A 15,906-nucleotide genomic window follows, 5' to 3' on the forward strand; every position below is an offset into this window, starting at 1 on the left:
TCACAGCCTTGCGTACACGCTCCAATTCTAAATGCGCCCGGCAGCAACGCATTCATGCTACCGGAAGGCAGTACGCAGAAATAAACCCCACGCTCACCCCTTGCGTGCCGCCTCGTAGGCCGCCAGCGTCGCTAACCTGGCCTGTTTATGATCTACAATCGGACGGGGATAATCGAGGGTAACCTGCGCTTTTTCTGCCCACGTCCACGGGTCGTGGATTGCTTTACCAGGTACCTCGTGCAACTCAGGAACCCACCGGCGGATAAACTCACCGTCGCGGTCGAATTTCTCCCCCTGAGTTGTAGGGTTAAAAATGCGGAAATACGGTGCAGCATCGGTTCCGGTAGACGCAGCCCACTGCCAGCCACCATTATTGGCCGCCAGGTCGCCGTCGATCAGTTGCGACATGAAGTACTGCTCCCCTTTACGCCAGTCAATCAGCAGATCTTTTACCAGGAAGCTGGCGGTGATCATGCGTAAACGGTTATGCATCCAGCCGGTAGTGTTAAGCTGGCGCATCGCGGCATCAACAATGGGGTATCCCGTATTTCCCGTCTGCCACGCCTGAAGATGCGCCGCGTTGTTCTGCCATTGCACGCGGTCAGTCCAGCGAATAAACGGTTGATACCGACACAGCGCCGGATACCTGGTCATTAAATGTCGGTAAAATTCACGCCAGATTAGTTCATTTAGCCAAACGCTCCCGGCACCGCCCTCTAGCGCCTTCGGCTGTTCGACTAACAGACGGTTCAGGCATTGACGCGGCGACAACCCGCCCGTGGCCAGACTCGCAGACAAGCGACTGGTGCCTTCAATGGCCGGGTAATCACGCTGTTGCTCATAGTCGCTCGCGGCCTGCTGACAAAACTGGCGTAACTGCGCGATAGCCCGTTTTTCTTGCGCCGGGAAAAGTGCTGCATCAAAATCCTGCTGCGGATAATTCAGCGTGAGTGGCGTTAACGGCGCGGTGAGCGCCCCACTATCCCGCACCATTGGCGCGCTAACACATTCCGGAATGCCGTCTTTAATTCGCTTCAGCCAGGCATTTTTAAACGGCGTAAAGACTTTATACATTTCATGATTGCCGGTCATAACCGCGCCCGGGGGTAAGATCACACTGTCGTCAAAGCCTTCGCACACGACGTCAGGCAACTGCTTCTCGACCCTTGCATCACGCTGCCGTTCGTTGATTTCATACTGATAGTTATAAAACAGTCGGCTGACGTCATGCTGTGCGCAAACACGTTTTACTGTCTCCACGCTGGCAGCAAAATCGGCAACTTCATGAAACAGCAGCGGGATCCCTTTTTCTGCCAACGCCGCATGTAGCGCATTCAACTGCACGCTGATAAACGCCGCCTGACGCGCAGACATATCATGCGCCGCCCATTGTTCTGGGGTGGAGATATATAGCACCAGCACCCGGGCTGAACGATCCCGACACGCCGCCGCAAGAGCAAGATTGTCATGCAGGCGCAAATCACGCCGAAACCAGACCAGATGCGTGGTCATAAAACTCCCGCAGATAAATTAATTTTTGCCGCGCAAATCCAGAATTGCCGGCCAGAGTTCAAAATAACGTTGCCCGGACAGCCAGGTGTTCGGGTGCTCGGCCATATAGTGTTTGATGAGCATTAACGGTGCAAGCAGTGACTGCGCTTCACGTCGATAGCTATCGATTATCGAGGTCAGTTCCTGACGTTGATGCAGATCGAGTTGATTGCGGAAATAACCCTGAACGTGCATCAGGACATTGGTGTGATTACGTCGGGTTGCATTATTGAACAGCAAATGCGTCAGTCGTAAGCGGTACTCATTAAAAAACGCCTCAAGACTTTGCCATTCGTGGATGGCCGCAACGAAGGGGCCAAGTTCACGATACTCTGGCTGGGAATGCGCCAGCAGGATCAGTTTGTAGCGGGTGTGATAGTCAATCAACGCTCCGCGCGTTAGCCCCCGCTGGCGAAGCTTATACAGTTCATGCAACGCATAAATACGCACCAGGGTACTGTCGTCGAACGGGCAGACTTCTCTGGCAGAACAACCAACCGCAGGTGCCGTAACACAGGTGCGGATACCCACAGGAATTCTCTTGCTCATCACGACTCCTTATCCGTTATTCGGGTAAGTGTAGACGTCCGTGCATAAAAAAACCGCCACATTGCTGTTGGCGGTTTTTTTAGCAATTACGATGACTTAATAGAAATCGCAGGTCGCTTTTTCAGCCTGATCCATCCACACCGGTTTATCACTGGTTTTCGACCAGACGCGGTGCAGGTAGCTGTAAAAACGGGCACGGTCTTTCCAGAACAGCATGACCGGCAGCGCCAGCACGCCCGCCACGACGGCGAAAGTACGGCGTAATAAGACAATGTGCGCTGGATATTCTTTATACAAGTCCATAATCCTCTCCCCTATATCTGTTCGGTGAATAGCACCGGAAAATAAATTTGGTTAACTGATGAAAATAATACCGCCTTGTGTGTAATTTTGCTACTCATCCGACCACTTATTTTTATCTATTGATGCTCCGTTTAGCCTGAAACTGTAATTAGGTTACATAAAAGTTAAATTAATACTAATCATTAGTTAAATAACGGTCTTTGCCATTTTTATACTTTTTTTACACCCCACCCGCCAATTTTTGCGAAATCTTTGCAACCAAAAACCTACGCTCTGGTTATCACATTGATGTCACAGGAGGTGCACCGTGAGTGCAGGCGTGATAACTGGCATTGTGCTGGTTTTTTTATTACTCGGTTATCTGGTGTATGCCCTGATTAAGGCGGAGGCGTTCTGATGGCGGCACAAGGATTTTTACTCATCGCCAGTTTCTTACTGGTGTTATTTGTCATCGCCAGACCGCTGGGTGCCGTGCTGGCACGACTCATCACCAACATCCCCCTTCCGGGCGTAACCGGTGTTGAGCGTATTCTCTGGCGCGGGTTAGGCGTTTCACAACATGAGATGAACTGGAAACAGTACCTGCTGGCGATCCTGATGCTCAATATCCTGGGTCTGCTGGTGCTGTTTTCCCTGCTGATGGCGCAAAACTTGTTACCACTGAATCCTCAGCAGCTACCGGGGCTGTCATGGCATCTTGCGCTGAATACCGCCGTGAGCTTTGTCACCAATACCAACTGGCAGTCTTACAGTGGCGAAACCACCTTAAGCTACTTTAGTCAGATGGCTGGCTTAACCGTGCAGAACTTCCTGTCTGCGGCGACCGGTATTGCGGTGATTTTTGCCCTAATCCGCGCCTTTACGCGCCAGAGTATGAATACCCTGGGCAATGCGTGGGTGGATCTGGTGCGCATTACGCTGTGGATCCTGCTCCCTCTTTCTCTGCTTATCGCCCTGTTCTTTATTCAGCAAGGCGCGCTGCAAAACCTGCTGCCCTATCAGTCATTTACTACCCTTGAAGGCGTAAAACAGCTGTTACCAATGGGACCGGTTGCCTCACAAGAGGCCATTAAAATGCTCGGTACCAACGGCGGCGGCTTCTTTAATGCTAACTCATCGCATCCGTTTGAAAACCCAACCGCCTTGACCAATATGGTACAGATGTTGGCTGTCTTTTGCATTCCTGCCGCCCTGTGCTTTGCCTTTGGCGACGTCGTAGGCGATCGCCGTCAGGGACGCACCTTACTGTGGGCCATGTCGCTGATTTTTGTCATCTGCGTGGCGATTGTGATGTGGGCGGAAGTTCAAGGAAACCCGCATCTGCTGGCATTTGGCGCAGACAGCAGTCTCAATATGGAAGGGAAAGAGAGCCGCTTTGGCGTACTGGTCAGCAGTCTGTTCGCGGTCGTCACAACGGCGGCCTCCTGTGGGGCGGTCATCGCGATGCACGACTCCTTCACCGCACTGGGCGGGATGGTACCGATGTGGTTGATGCAGATTGGCGAAGTGGTGTTCGGCGGCGTGGGCTCCGGTTTGTACGGCATGCTGCTGTTCGTCCTGCTGGCGGTGTTTATCGCCGGACTGATGATCGGGCGCACGCCGGAATATCTGGGTAAGAAAATCGACGTGCGGGAAATGAAAATGACCGCGCTGGCGATTCTGGTGACGCCTGCGCTGGTGCTGCTCGGTACAGCGATAGCCATGATGAGCGACGCCGGACGCAGCGCCATGCTCAACCCCGGCCCGCATGGTTTCAGCGAAGTACTGTACGCCGTGTCATCTGCCGCCAACAACAACGGCAGCGCCTTTGCCGGGTTAAGCGCTAACAGCCCCTTCTGGAACTGCCTGCTGGCGTTGTGCATGTTCTTCGGCCGCTTCGGGGTCATTATTCCGGTGATGGCAATTGCCGGTTCGCTGGTGGCTAAAAAGAGCCAACCGGCAAGCCAGGGGACGCTCCCCACTCACGGCCCACTGTTTGTCGGGTTGTTGATCGGTACGGTGTTACTGGTTGGCGCCCTCACCTTTATTCCTGCACTGGCGCTTGGCCCGGTCGCAGAATACCTCTCTTTACGTTGAGCGATGCGGAGCACATTGTTATGAGTCGCAAACAACTGGCACTGTTCGAACCGTCTCTGGTCGCACACGCGCTGATGGACGCAGTCAAAAAGTTAAGCCCACATACTCAGTGGCGCAACCCGGTGATGTTTATCGTCTGGCTGGGCAGCCTGCTGACAACCTTGTTAACCGTTGCAATGGCAACCGGGCACATGACAGGCAATCCTCTGTTTACCGGTGCGATAAGCCTCTGGCTGTGGGTCACCGTCCTTTTCGCCAATTTTGCCGAAGCGCTGGCGGAAGGACGCAGTAAAGCTCAGGCCAACAGCCTGAAAGGCGTTAAGAAGACGGCGTTTGCCCGCAAATTGCGTGAACCGAAATACGGTGCAGAAATGGATCATGTTCCCGCAGAGGAACTACGCAAAGGCGATATCGTGCTGGTAGAAGCAGGCGATATTATTCCCTGCGACGGCGAGGTGATTGAAGGCGGCGCATCGGTGGACGAAAGCGCCATTACCGGGGAATCTGCGCCGGTTATCCGTGAGTCCGGCGGTGATTTTGCTTCCGTAACCGGCGGGACCCGCATTCTTTCCGACTGGCTGGTTATCGAATGCAGCGTGAACCCTGGTGAAACCTTCCTCGACCGGATGATCGCCATGGTTGAAGGCGCCCAGCGGCGTAAGACGCCCAACGAAATCGCGCTGACAATCCTGCTGATAGCCCTGACCATCGTCTTTTTACTGGCAACCGCCACCCTGTGGCCGTTCTCTGCCTGGGGCGGCAGTGCAGTTAGCGTCACGGTGCTGGTTGCCCTGCTGGTGTGCCTGATCCCGACAACTATTGGTGGGCTACTCTCGGCGATTGGCGTGGCCGGTATGAGCCGAATGCTCGGCGCGAACGTGATCGCCACCAGCGGGCGGGCGGTCGAAGCAGCAGGTGACGTCGACGTACTGTTGCTGGATAAAACCGGCACCATTACGCTGGGTAACCGTCAGGCATCAGATTTTATTCCCGCCCACGGTGTCGACGAAAAAACGCTGGCCGACGCGGCACAGCTTTCATCACTGGCGGATGAAACGCCGGAAGGTCGCAGCATCGTGATTCTGGCAAAACAGCGCTTTAATCTGCGCATACGCGATGTGCAATCGCTGCACGCCACGTTTGTGCCGTTCACCGCGCAAAGCCGGATGAGCGGCATTAACATCGACAACCGCATGATCCGTAAAGGCTCGGTCGACGCCATTCGTCGTCACGTTGAGGCCAACGGCGGACACTTCCCTGCGGATGTCGAACAGAAAGTGGAAAACGTTGCCCGTCTTGGCGCGACGCCGCTGGTGGTTGTCGAAGGTTCGCGCGTTCTGGGCGTCATTGCCCTAAAAGATATCGTCAAAGGCGGGATCAAAGAACGGTTTGCCCAGCTACGCAAAATGGGTATCAAAACGGTGATGATTACCGGCGATAACCGTCTGACTGCCGCCGCGATTGCAGCGGAGGCCGGGGTGGACGACTTTTTAGCCGAAGCCACACCGGAAGCTAAGCTGGCGCTGATTCGTCAGTACCAGGCGGAAGGCCGTCTGGTGGCAATGACCGGTGACGGTACGAACGACGCCCCCGCACTGGCGCAGGCAGATGTTGCGGTCGCCATGAACTCCGGGACCCAGGCGGCTAAAGAAGCGGGCAACATGGTGGACCTTGATTCTAACCCCACCAAGCTTATCGAAGTGGTCCACATTGGCAAACAGATGCTGATGACGCGCGGTTCACTGACCACCTTCAGTATTGCCAACGACGTCGCCAAATATTTTGCCATTATTCCGGCGGCGTTTGCCGCCACCTATCCGCAGCTCAACGCGCTTAACGTGATGCGTCTGCATTCGCCGGATTCGGCAATCCTCAGCGCGGTTATCTTCAATGCGCTGGTGATTGTCTTTCTGATCCCACTGGCACTGAAAGGGGTGAGCTACAAACCGTTGTCCGCCTCCGCCATGTTACGCCGCAATCTGTGGATTTACGGCCTCGGCGGCCTGGTCGTGCCATTTATCGGCATTAAAGTGATTGATTTACTGCTGACCCTGCTGGGTCTGGTGTGAGGTTTCAGATGAGTGGATTACGTCCTGCATTATCAACATTATTTTTCCTGATGCTTATTACCGGCGGGGTCTACCCGCTGTTGACCACCGCACTGGGGCAGTGGTGGTTTCCCCATCAGGCCAACGGGTCGCTCATCCGCGAAGGTCAGACGATCCGCGGTTCTGAACGCATCGGGCAACACTTTACCGCCGCCGGATATTTTCAGGGACGCCCGTCAGCAACGGCGGAAATACCCTATAATCCAATGGGTTCGGGTGGCAGTAATCTGGCCGCCAGCAACCCGGAGCTGGATAAGCAACTACAAAGCCGGATCGCCGCGCTGCGTGCCGCCAACCCGCAGGCCAGCCCTGTCGTTCCTGTGGAGTTAGTAACCGCATCCGCCAGCGGGCTGGATAATAACCTGACGCCAGAGGCCGTTGCCTGGCAGATTCCACGCGTGGCACATGCGCGCAACCTCAGCGTTGAAGAGGTTACGCAGTTGGTTGCACAATACACGCAACAGCCGCTGGTCAGTTTTATCGGTCAACCGGTGGTGAACCTGGTGGAACTTAATTTAGCGCTGGATAAGCACTGAGACAAAGGACATGCATAGCGAACCCTTACGCCCCGATCCGGACCGTTTACTGGAACAAACGACCGCCCCGCATCGTGGAAAACTGAAAATTTTCTTCGGTGCCTGTGCCGGCGTGGGTAAAACCTGGGCCATGCTGGCAGAGGCCCAGCGGCTGCGGGCGCAAGGCCTGGATGTGTTGATCGGTGTGGTGGAAACCCACGGACGCAAAGAGACCGCCGCGCTGCTGGACGGTCTCGCCGTACTGCCGTTAAAACGTCAGACTCACCGCGGGCGACGCATCAGCGAGTTCGATCTTGATGCGGCCCTCGCCCGCCGCCCGGCGCTGATATTAATGGACGAACTGGCGCACAGTAATGCGCCAGGCTCGCGCCATCCCCGCCGCTGGCAGGACATTGAAGAGCTGCTGGAAGCGGGCATTGATGTCTTTACTACCGTTAACGTGCAGCATCTGGAAAGCCTGAACGACGTGGTCAGCGGCGTGACCGGTATTCAGGTGCGTGAAACCGTCCCCGATCCCTTTTTCGATGCCGCCGATGATGTGGTGCTGGTCGATCTGCCGCCTGACGACTTACGCCAGCGCCTCAACGAAGGCAAGGTCTACATCGCCGGTCAGGCGGAACGGGCAATCGAACATTTCTTTCGCAAAGGTAATTTAATCGCCCTGCGCGAACTGGCCCTACGCCGTACCGCCGATCGAGTAGACGATCAAATGCGCGCTTGGCGAGGACGACCGGGTGAGGAAAAAGTCTGGCACACCCGCGACGCTATTTTGCTGTGTATTGGACACAATACCGGCAGTGAAAAGCTGGTACGCGCCGCCGCACGTCTGGCTGCTCGCCTTGGCAGCGTGTGGCACGCGGTGTATGTCGAAACCCCGGCGCTGCATCAGCTCCCGGAAAAACAGCGCCGTGCGATCTTAAGCGCGCTACGGCTGGCACAGGAACTGGGTGCGGAAACCGCCACCCTTTCCGATCCCGCCGAAGACAAGGCGGTGATTCGCTACGCCCGGGAGCATAACCTGGGAAAAATTGTGCTGGGACGGCCAACCACGCGCCGCTGGTGGCGCAGCGATTCCTTTGCCGACAAGCTGGCTCATCGTGCCCCGGATCTCGATCTGATGATTGTCGCGTTGGACGAGCCTCCACCACGCGCAGCAGCCCAAACCATGGATACCCGCACCTTTAAGGATAAATGGCGGGTACAAATTCAGGGCTGTGTGGTGGCCGCCGCGCTGTGCGCCATCACCACGCTGATTGCCATGCAATGGCTGGTTACTTTTGATGCCGCCAATCTGGTGATGCTCTATCTGTTAGGCGTGGTGGTTATCGCCCTGTTTTATGGTCGTTGGCCCTCGGTAGTGGCGACCATGATCAACGTCGCCAGCTTCGATCTGTTCTTTATTGCGCCACGCGGGACGCTTGCCGTCTCAGACGTCCAGTATCTGCTCACTTTTGCGGTCATGTTAACGGTTGGTCTGGTTATTGGGAATCTGACCGCAGGCGTGCGCTATCAGGCGCGGGTCGCGCGTTATCGGGAGCAGCGAACGCGTCATCTGTATGAGATGTCCAAAGCGCTGGCCGTGGGACGTAGCCAGAAAGATATCGCCACCACCAGCGAACAGTTTATCGCCTCCACCTTTCAGGCCCGCAGCCAGGTGTTATTGCCGGATGAGCACGGAAAGCTGGCACCGCTGACAGAGCAGCAGGGCATGACGCCGTGGGATGACGCCATTGCCCAATGGAGTTTTGATAAAGGACAACCGGCAGGTGCCGGCACCGATACCCTCCCCGGCGTGCCGTATCAAATCTTGCCGCTGAAAAGCGCTGACAAAACGCACGGGCTGCTGGTAGTGGAGCCGGGAAACCTGCGTCAGTTGATGATCCCGGAGCAGCAGCGTCTGCTGGAAACCTTTACCCTGCTGGTTGCCAGTGCGCTCGAACGCCTGACGCTGACCGCCAGCGAAGAACTGGCGCGATTGGCCAGCGAACGAGAGAGCATCCGCAATGCCCTGCTGGCGGCCCTCTCCCATGATTTACGCACGCCACTCACGGTGCTGTTCGGTCAGGCAGAGATTTTAACACTGGACCTCGCCAGCGAAGGTTCTCCCCATGCCCGCCAGGCCAGCGAAATTCGCCAGCACGTGCTCAATACCACCCGGCTGGTCAATAATTTGCTGGATATGGCGCGGATCCAATCTGGCGGCTTTAATCTTAAGAAGGAGTGGTTAACGCTGGAAGAAGTAGTAGGTAGCGCCCTGCAAATGCTGGAACCTGGCTTAGCCGCGCCGATTAATCTGTCGCTTCCGGCGCCGTTGACGCTGATTCACGTTGACGGTCCACTGTTTGAACGGGTGCTGATTAACCTGCTGGAAAACGCCATTAAGTACGCAGGTCCACAGGCGCAAATCGGCATTGATGCGCAGGTAGAAGGTGAGCATCTGTTTCTGGATGTATGGGATAATGGCCCCGGCATTCCAGCGGGCCAGGAACACGCTATTTTCGACAAGTTCTCCCGGGGAAACAAAGAATCCTCTGTACCGGGCGTAGGGCTGGGACTGGCTATTTGTCAGGCGATTGTGAACGTACACGGCGGGACGATTACCGCCCACAATCGACCGCAGGGTGGTGCATGCTTCCGTGTTACACTCCCGCAGGAAACGCCCCCTGAACTTGAAGATTTTCATGAGGATATGTGACAAACGTACTGATTGTTGAAGATGAACAGGCCATTCGCCGCTTTCTGCGCACCGCGCTGGAAGCCGATGGCCTGCGCGTTTACGAAGCAGAAACGCTGCAACGTGGCCTGCTGGAAGCGGCCACGCGAAAACCCGATCTCATCATTCTCGATCTCGGCCTGCCGGACGGTGACGGCATCGATTTTATTCGCGACCTGCGACAATGGAGTGCCATCCCGGTGATTGTGCTTTCTGCCCGCAGTGAGGAGAGCGACAAAATCGCCGCGCTGGACGCCGGCGCCGATGATTATCTCAGCAAACCGTTTGGTATTGGCGAGCTGCAGGCGCGTTTACGCGTGGCCTTACGCCGCCACGCAACCGGGCAAACGCCCGAACCGGTGGTTCAATTCTCAAACATTAAAGTGGATATTGCCGCGCGGCTGGTACACCGTGGTGAAGAGGAACTACATCTGACGCCGATTGAGTTTCGCCTGCTGGCGGTCCTGCTGAACAACGCGGGTAAAGTGCTCACCCAACGCCAGTTGTTAAACCAGGTATGGGGACCCAATGCCGTCGAGCACAGCCACTACCTGCGAATCTATATGGGGCACTTGCGCCAGAAGCTCGAGCTGGACCCGGCCCGTCCACGTCACTTTATTACCGAAACCGGGATTGGTTATCGGTTTATGCCGTGAACAGATGCTGAATAAAAAAGCCGGATCAGCATATAAGCTATCCGGCTTTTATAATTCATGCCGGATGGCGACGCGAGCATCGTCATCCGGTCTACGCCTTATGCGTTTTTCAGCACTTCGCTGACAATCTCAACCGCTTCTTTCTCAATCTGCTGGCGATGCTCAGCGCCGAGGAAGCTTTCACAGTAAATTTTGTAGGCGTCCTCGGTGCCGGACGGGCGTGCGGCAAACCAGCCGTTGTCGGTCATCACCTTCAGACCGCCAATGGAGGCACCGTTACCTGGTGCAGCGGTCAGACGTGCAGTGATCGGGTCACCGGCAAGCGTACTGGCGCTAACCATTTCCGGAGACAGTTTAGACAGCGCTGCTTTCTGCGCAGACGTCGCGGGAGCCTGTAAACGGTTGTAGCTTGGCGCACCAAAGCGCGCGGCCAGTTCATTATAGTGTTCCTGCGGATTTTTACCGGTAACCGCGGTAATTTCCGCCGCCAGCAGGCACATGATGATCCCGTCTTTGTCCGTCGACCATGGCGTACCGTCGAAACGCAGGAATGACGCGCCCGCGCTCTCTTCACCGCCAAAGCCAAAGCTGCCGTCAAACAGACCGTCAACGAACCATTTAAAGCCAACCGGCACTTCCACCAGCTTGCGACCCAGGTCATTCACCACGCGGTCAATCATCGCGGAGGACACCAGCGTTTTACCGACAGCAACCTCTTTGCCCCACTGCGGACGATGCTGGAACAGGTAGTTGATTGCCACCGCCAGATAATGGTTCGGGTTCATCAACCCAGCCGGGGTAACAATGCCGTGACGGTCGTAGTCCGGATCGTTGGCAAACGCCAGATCGAACTTATCACGCAGCGCCAACAGACCCGCCATGGCACACTCAGAAGAGCAGTCCATACGGATGGCGCCATCTTTGTCGAGATGCATAAAGCGGAAGGTCTGATCAACCTGATCGTTAACGATGGTCAGATTCAGTTTGTAGTGCTCAGCAATACGCTTCCAGTATTCGATACCGGAGCCACCCAGCGGATCAACACCCAGCGTCAGGCCCGCTTTCTGGATCGCGGCCATATCGACGATGTCTGCCAATCCTTCAACGAACGGTTGCACCAGATCCTGTTCTTTCACGTGACCCGACGCCAGCGCCGCATCCAGTGAAATACGTTTCACGCCGTTAAGGTCATCGGCCAGTAGTGCATTGGCCCTGTCTTCCACCACTTTAGTGACGTTAGTATCTGCCGGACCACCGTTTGGCGGGTTGTATTTAATCCCGCCATCTTCCGGCGGGTTATGGGACGGTGTGATCACAATACCGTCAGCCAACGGGCCGCCTTTTTTGTTGTGGACCAGGATAGCGTTAGACACGGCGGGCGTTGGCGTATAGCCGTTATTTTCCTGCACGATGACATCAACACCGTTTGCCGCCAGCACTTCCAGTACAGAGATAAATGCCGGTTCAGACAGCGCGTGAGTGTCCTTGCCCACATAACAAGGGCCAGTAATTCCGTTTTTCGCACGTTCTTCAGCAATCGCTTGAGCGATAGCCAGAATGTGCGGTTCGTTAAAACTGTGACGACCTGCACTGCCGCGATGCCCGGACGTACCGAACTTAACGGCGTGCTCTGCATTCCCTGCTTCTGGTTTCAGTACATAGTACTGTGCCGTCAGTTGGGCGACGTTAATCAAATCACTCTGTTGTGCAGGTTGACCTGCACGATTGTGGATTGCCATTGCCTGGTCCTTCTAATGCAAGGATTAAATTGTTCCGCAAACCTTTTCAATCAATTCCGCAGGGAATTGCATTGACTGCATGATGTGTTCAACCATGCTGCATTTACGGCCGGTATTCGTGTTGGTGATCACCCAATACGGCGTGCCTGGCACGTGTTTCGGCTTGGTTTGATTACCATTTTTCAGCAGCGTCTGTTCATCCGCTGCAAAATAGACGCGCGTGCGACCATGCAACGATTCTGTTGCCTCGGCAAACGCGTGTTGATCCAGTGAATAGAGTGTAGACAGCACCAGCATAAAGCGATTCACTGCTTTTTTCTGTTCCGCATATTCATCGGAAAGCAGCAGTTCACGCATGGCGCGCACTTTGTCTTTTACAGGGTTAACCGGCTTGGCTTCCACGACAGGTTGCACGGCGCGGACGTCTTTCACCACCGGCGTGGCAGGCTGTGATGCAGCGGAAAACTTCAACATACGCCGTAAAATGTCGGATGCGCTCTCGCCGATATGCTTGGTATGGCTGGCAATATAGCTATAGAGTTCATCATCAACTTCAATCGTTTTCATCTTAATCCAGTGCGGTGTTTAGCTGAATACAAGTTGTTGGGACTGTACACGCGTAGTGTAAAGGCAAATCCCAACAGCGGATAGCGTCAAGCCCGATGGCCGGAAAAACTCGGAGTAACCGTAGTTGTTGCAGCCGTGTGGCAGAATGGTCAACATGATACCCTAACCCGCTAGCGTGAAAAAAAGAACTTTGCCATGAAATTGAATATCCGAGCGCAATCTGCACAAAACCTGCACAATAATTCTCCCATCGTCCTGGTGCACGGGCTGTTTGGCAGCCTGGACAATCTGGGCATACTGGCCCGCTCTCTGGTTGTCGATCACAATATCATCCAGGTTGATATGCGAAATCATGGCCTCTCACCCCGTTCTTCGGAGATGAACTACCCGGCGATGGCGCAAGATCTACTGGATACGTTGGATGCCCAACAGATAGAAAAAGCCACCTTTATTGGCCATTCAATGGGGGGCAAAGCCGTGATGGCGCTAACCGCCCTGGCACCGGAACGTATCGATAAGCTGGTGGCTATCGATATTGCCCCGGTTGATTACCAGGTCCGCCGTCACGATGAGATATTTGCGGCGATTAATGCGGTGACGGATGCAGAAGCCGCGTCGCGCCAGCAGGCGGCTAGCGTGATGCGCCAACATCTTAAAGAAGAAGGCGTGATCCAGTTTCTGCTGAAATCATTTATAGACGGTGAATGGCGCTTTAACGTCCCGGTATTGTGGGATCAGTATCCGCATATTGTCGGCTGGGAAACCATTCCGGCCTGGGATCACCCGGCGCTGTTCATCCCTGGGGGGAACTCACCGTACGTTACTGAAGCGTATCGAGCCCCATTGCTGGCGCAATTTCCCCAGGCACGGGCACATGTTATTGCCGGCGCGGGCCATTGGGTGCATGCAGAAAAACCCGAAGCCGTGCTGCGCGCCATCCGTCGTTATCTGACAGAACAGGCTAACTGATTAAAAACTCAGCGTCCGCGCGCGATTACGTGCGTGGGCGTTGGCGCGCCTCCCCTGCTGATGTATGATGGCGCGCTATCCATCCGGGCAGACGCCTGGCTGATTGTTTCCCCGAAGTCACCAAGATCATGGCCAAAGAACAAACGGACCGTACGACATTAGATCTGTTCGCGCAGGAGCGTCGCCCGGGACGACCCAAAACCAATCCGCTTTCGCGTGATGAACAGTTACGTATTAACAAACGTAATCAGCTTAAACGCGACAAAGTTCGTGGGCTTAAGCGTGTCGAACTGAAACTGAACGCCGACGCCGTTGACGCGCTGAATGAGCTGGCTGATGCGCGTAATATGAGCCGCAGTGAACTCATTGAAGAAATGCTGATGATCCAACTCGCCACATTGCGTGGTCAGGCATAGTCTGAAATTCTGCTCTATACCCTAAATAATTCGAGTTGCATCAAGGCGGCGACGCAGCGAATCTCCAGGAGTGTACATAAGTACGTGACTGGGGTGAGCGAGGAAAGCCAACGCACATGCAGCTTGAAGTATGACGGGTATAAATCATAAATCGTGTAGCACAGAGTGCAGTCCAGCGTGTTTGCTGTTTCCGCATGCCTGACTGTTCTGCTATGATTGCCCTTATCCGTGGGCAATGCGCCACCACCATTTCAATAAGTTTCAAGAGGTTATTTTACTCATGGCAATCACTGGCATCTTTTTCGGCAGCGACACCGGTAATACCGAAAACATCGCAAAAATGATTCAAAAACAGCTTGGTAAAGACGTTGCCGATGTACATGACATTGCAAAAAGCAGCAAAGAAGACCTGGAAGGGTATGACATTCTGCTGCTCGGCATCCCGACCTGGTACTACGGCGAAGCGCAGTGTGACTGGGACGACTTCTTCCCGACCCTCGAAGACATTGATTTTAACGGTAAACTGGTTGCTTTGTTTGGCTGTGGCGATCAGGAAGATTACGCAGAATATTTCTGCGATGCGTTAGGCACGATTCGCGACATCATCGAACCGCGCGGCGCAACCATCGTCGGTCACTGGCCAACGGCGGGTTACCACTTTGAAGCATCCAAAGGTTTGGCTGACGACGACCACTTTGTCGGCCTGGCTATCGATGAAGATCGCCAGCCTGAACTGACCGCAGAACGCGTTGAAAAATGGGTTAAGCAGATTTCAGCAGAACTGCATCTCGACGAGATTATTAACGCCTAATTTCGTGCGGCGCAGATCTTCATCTGTGCCGCATCAATAGATAAAACCAATCAAAATAATTGCTACAAATTTGTAACTTTCTCGCCTGACCCTGTACAATGGCTGGATGCCAATCGGGTATTGCACAGTGTGTTTGTTGGCGATACCACGTTTTGATTAACAATATTTGCCAGAGGCTTGCAGTTTTCATTTAGGCGTGGCAGTTCTATAATGATACGCATTATCTCAAGTGCATTTTCTGTCACTTCTTTTAATGAAGTGAACCGTTTAGCTACAGGACAGATTCCGCATGACTGACAACAATACCGCATTAAAGAAGGCTGGCCTGAAAGTAACGCTTCCTCGTTTAAAAATTCTGGAAGTTCTTCAGGGACCGGATAACCATCACGTCAGTGCGGAAGACTTATATAAACGCCTGATCGATATGGGTGAAGAGATTGGTCTGGCGACCGTGTATCGCGTACTGAACCAGTTTGATGATGCCGGTATCGTGACCCGCCATAATTTCGAAGGGGGCAAATCCGTCTTCGAACTGACTCAACAGCATCATCACGATCACCTGATTTGCCTCGACTGTGGCAAAGTGGTCGAATTCAGCGATGACTCTATCGAAGCGCGCCAGCGTGAGATTGCCACTAAACATGGTATTCGTTTAACGAATCATAGCCTCTATCTTTACGGCCACTGCGCTGAAGGCGATTGCCGCGAAGATGAGCATGCGCACGACGGTGTTGCAAAATAAGTTTTGAATCACGTCAGTCCCCCGCTCAACGTTGAGCCGGGGATTAACGTATCAGTAAAATTTAAGTACGAAATAGTCACAATCACCGCCAACCATCCGCCGACTATCCGCAAAATGTGATAACCTCCCCCGCGGCTAAATCAAAATAACACGCGTAGAAAACGTGATGA

At 54.4% G+C, this 15,906-nt stretch carries 16 protein-coding genes; 11 read left to right on the forward strand and 5 right to left on the reverse strand.

Annotated elements, in window-relative coordinates; genetic code table 11:
* Window positions 1-93 precede the first annotated feature (93 nt).
* The 3 genes from phrB to FDX22_RS10515 all read right to left on the reverse strand — a co-directional run bounded on the left by phrB (window position 94) and on the right by FDX22_RS10515 (window position 2,403).
* The gene (phrB, locus tag FDX22_RS10505; RefSeq protein WP_146717158.1) at window positions 94-1,512 is read right to left on the reverse strand and encodes a deoxyribodipyrimidine photo-lyase; all 1,419 of its coding nucleotides are present in this window, start codon (window positions 1,510-1,512) and stop codon (window positions 94-96) included.
* Between the two features lie 18 nt (window positions 1,513-1,530).
* Window positions 1,531-2,100 (reverse strand): DUF1722 domain-containing protein, encoded by a 570-nt coding sequence (locus tag FDX22_RS10510; RefSeq protein ID WP_146717159.1) that lies wholly within the window; start codon window positions 2,098-2,100, stop codon window positions 1,531-1,533.
* A 96-nt stretch (window positions 2,101-2,196) separates the two neighbouring features.
* Window positions 2,197-2,403 carry a YbfA family protein gene (locus FDX22_RS10515; RefSeq protein ID WP_096757857.1) on the reverse strand — a complete coding sequence of 69 codons (207 nt, stop codon included), beginning with the start codon at window positions 2,401-2,403 and terminating at the stop codon, window positions 2,197-2,199.
* Window positions 2,404-2,710: 307 nt separating this feature from the next.
* Here FDX22_RS10515 and kdpF point away from each other — a divergent pair, with 307 nt between their 5' ends.
* Genes kdpF through kdpE form a run of 6 tightly spaced genes read left to right on the forward strand, consistent with a single transcriptional unit; the run spans window position 2,711 to window position 10,492 of the window.
* On the forward strand, window positions 2,711-2,800 hold the full coding sequence (gene kdpF / locus FDX22_RS10520) for a K(+)-transporting ATPase subunit F (protein WP_008456132.1): 90 nt from the start codon (window positions 2,711-2,713) through the stop codon (window positions 2,798-2,800).
* Window positions 2,800-4,479 carry a potassium-transporting ATPase subunit KdpA gene (gene kdpA / locus FDX22_RS10525; RefSeq protein WP_137362424.1) on the forward strand — a complete coding sequence of 560 codons (1,680 nt, stop codon included), beginning with the start codon at window positions 2,800-2,802 and terminating at the stop codon, window positions 4,477-4,479. Before kdpF ends, kdpA begins: the two co-directional genes overlap by 1 nt.
* Before the next feature lie 20 nt (window positions 4,480-4,499).
* Window positions 4,500-6,548, forward strand: coding sequence for a potassium-transporting ATPase subunit KdpB (gene kdpB / locus FDX22_RS10530; protein ID WP_115259068.1), 2,049 nt, complete (start codon window positions 4,500-4,502; stop codon window positions 6,546-6,548).
* Between the two features lie 8 nt (window positions 6,549-6,556).
* Window positions 6,557-7,123 carry a potassium-transporting ATPase subunit KdpC gene (kdpC, locus tag FDX22_RS10535; RefSeq protein ID WP_146717160.1) on the forward strand — a complete coding sequence of 189 codons (567 nt, stop codon included), beginning with the start codon at window positions 6,557-6,559 and terminating at the stop codon, window positions 7,121-7,123.
* A 10-nt stretch (window positions 7,124-7,133) separates the two neighbouring features.
* Window positions 7,134-9,818 (forward strand): two-component system sensor histidine kinase KdpD, encoded by a 2,685-nt coding sequence (gene kdpD, locus FDX22_RS10540; protein WP_117342240.1) that lies wholly within the window; start codon window positions 7,134-7,136, stop codon window positions 9,816-9,818.
* Window positions 9,815-10,492: a two-component system response regulator KdpE gene (gene kdpE, locus FDX22_RS10545; RefSeq protein WP_146717161.1), complete on the forward strand. Its 678-nt coding sequence runs from the start codon at window positions 9,815-9,817 to the stop codon at window positions 10,490-10,492. The genes kdpD and kdpE overlap by 4 nt, the downstream gene beginning before the upstream one ends.
* A 98-nt stretch (window positions 10,493-10,590) precedes the next feature.
* Here kdpE and pgm read toward each other — a convergent pair whose 3' ends face one another.
* Window positions 10,591-12,231 (reverse strand): phosphoglucomutase (alpha-D-glucose-1,6-bisphosphate-dependent), encoded by a 1,641-nt coding sequence (pgm, locus tag FDX22_RS10550; protein WP_146717162.1) that lies wholly within the window; start codon window positions 12,229-12,231, stop codon window positions 10,591-10,593.
* A 24-nt stretch (window positions 12,232-12,255) separates the two neighbouring features.
* A complete protein-coding gene (gene seqA / locus FDX22_RS10555) occupies window positions 12,256-12,798 on the reverse strand; it encodes a replication initiation negative regulator SeqA (RefSeq protein WP_096757864.1) in 543 nt (180 codons plus the stop codon).
* Window positions 12,799-12,993: 195 nt separating this feature from the next.
* Here seqA and ybfF point away from each other — a divergent pair, with 195 nt between their 5' ends.
* The 5 genes from ybfF to fur all read left to right on the forward strand — a co-directional run bounded on the left by ybfF (window position 12,994) and on the right by fur (window position 15,736).
* The gene (ybfF, locus tag FDX22_RS10560; RefSeq protein WP_146717163.1) at window positions 12,994-13,767 is read left to right on the forward strand and encodes an esterase; all 774 of its coding nucleotides are present in this window, start codon (window positions 12,994-12,996) and stop codon (window positions 13,765-13,767) included.
* Between the two features lie 128 nt (window positions 13,768-13,895).
* Window positions 13,896-14,183 (forward strand): LexA regulated protein, encoded by a 288-nt coding sequence (gene ybfE / locus FDX22_RS10565; protein ID WP_096757867.1) that lies wholly within the window; start codon window positions 13,896-13,898, stop codon window positions 14,181-14,183.
* A 280-nt stretch (window positions 14,184-14,463) separates the two neighbouring features.
* Window positions 14,464-14,994, forward strand: a complete 531-nt coding sequence (gene fldA / locus FDX22_RS10570; RefSeq protein WP_167456047.1) for a flavodoxin FldA — start codon at window positions 14,464-14,466, stop codon at window positions 14,992-14,994.
* Window positions 14,995-15,204: 210 nt separating this feature from the next.
* Entirely contained in the window at window positions 15,205-15,291 is an 87-nt protein-coding gene (locus FDX22_RS10575) for a ryhB-regulated fur leader peptide (protein ID WP_117342237.1), read from the forward strand.
* Complete coding sequence (gene fur / locus FDX22_RS10580) at window positions 15,284-15,736, forward strand: ferric iron uptake transcriptional regulator (RefSeq protein WP_117342236.1); 453 nt, start codon at window positions 15,284-15,286, stop codon at window positions 15,734-15,736. The genes FDX22_RS10575 and fur overlap by 8 nt, the downstream gene beginning before the upstream one ends.
* The last annotated feature ends 170 nt before the right edge of the window (window positions 15,737-15,906 follow it).

Origin of the sequence: Citrobacter sp. TBCS-14 (assembly GCF_005280805.1) — a bacterium.
Classification (GTDB): domain Bacteria; phylum Pseudomonadota; class Gammaproteobacteria; order Enterobacterales; family Enterobacteriaceae; genus Citrobacter; species Citrobacter gillenii.

Bases quoted from the DNA above. Each gene is read 5' to 3' on its own strand.
- FDX22_RS10575 (WP_117342237.1), top strand. From the start codon at position 15,205: ATGATACGCATTATCTCAAGTGCATTTTCTGTCACTTCTTTTAATGAA.
- fldA (WP_167456047.1), top strand. From the start codon at position 14,464: ATGGCAATCACTGGCATCTTTTTCGGCAGCGACACCGGTAATACCGAA.
- FDX22_RS10510 (WP_146717159.1), bottom strand. From the start codon at position 2,100: ATGAGCAAGAGAATTCCTGTGGGTATCCGCACCTGTGTTACGGCACCT.
- kdpC (WP_146717160.1), top strand. From the start codon at position 6,557: ATGAGTGGATTACGTCCTGCATTATCAACATTATTTTTCCTGATGCTT.
- phrB (WP_146717158.1), bottom strand. From the start codon at position 1,512: ATGACCACGCATCTGGTCTGGTTTCGGCGTGATTTGCGCCTGCATGAC.
- seqA (WP_096757864.1), bottom strand. From the start codon at position 12,798: ATGAAAACGATTGAAGTTGATGATGAACTCTATAGCTATATTGCCAGC.
- kdpD (WP_117342240.1), top strand. From the start codon at position 7,134: ATGCATAGCGAACCCTTACGCCCCGATCCGGACCGTTTACTGGAACAA.
- kdpA (WP_137362424.1), top strand. From the start codon at position 2,800: ATGGCGGCACAAGGATTTTTACTCATCGCCAGTTTCTTACTGGTGTTA.
- ybfF (WP_146717163.1), top strand. From the start codon at position 12,994: ATGAAATTGAATATCCGAGCGCAATCTGCACAAAACCTGCACAATAAT.
- pgm (WP_146717162.1), bottom strand. From the start codon at position 12,231: ATGGCAATCCACAATCGTGCAGGTCAACCTGCACAACAGAGTGATTTG.
- fur (WP_117342236.1), top strand. From the start codon at position 15,284: ATGACTGACAACAATACCGCATTAAAGAAGGCTGGCCTGAAAGTAACG.
- kdpB (WP_115259068.1), top strand. From the start codon at position 4,500: ATGAGTCGCAAACAACTGGCACTGTTCGAACCGTCTCTGGTCGCACAC.
- ybfE (WP_096757867.1), top strand. From the start codon at position 13,896: ATGGCCAAAGAACAAACGGACCGTACGACATTAGATCTGTTCGCGCAG.
- FDX22_RS10515 (WP_096757857.1), bottom strand. From the start codon at position 2,403: ATGGACTTGTATAAAGAATATCCAGCGCACATTGTCTTATTACGCCGT.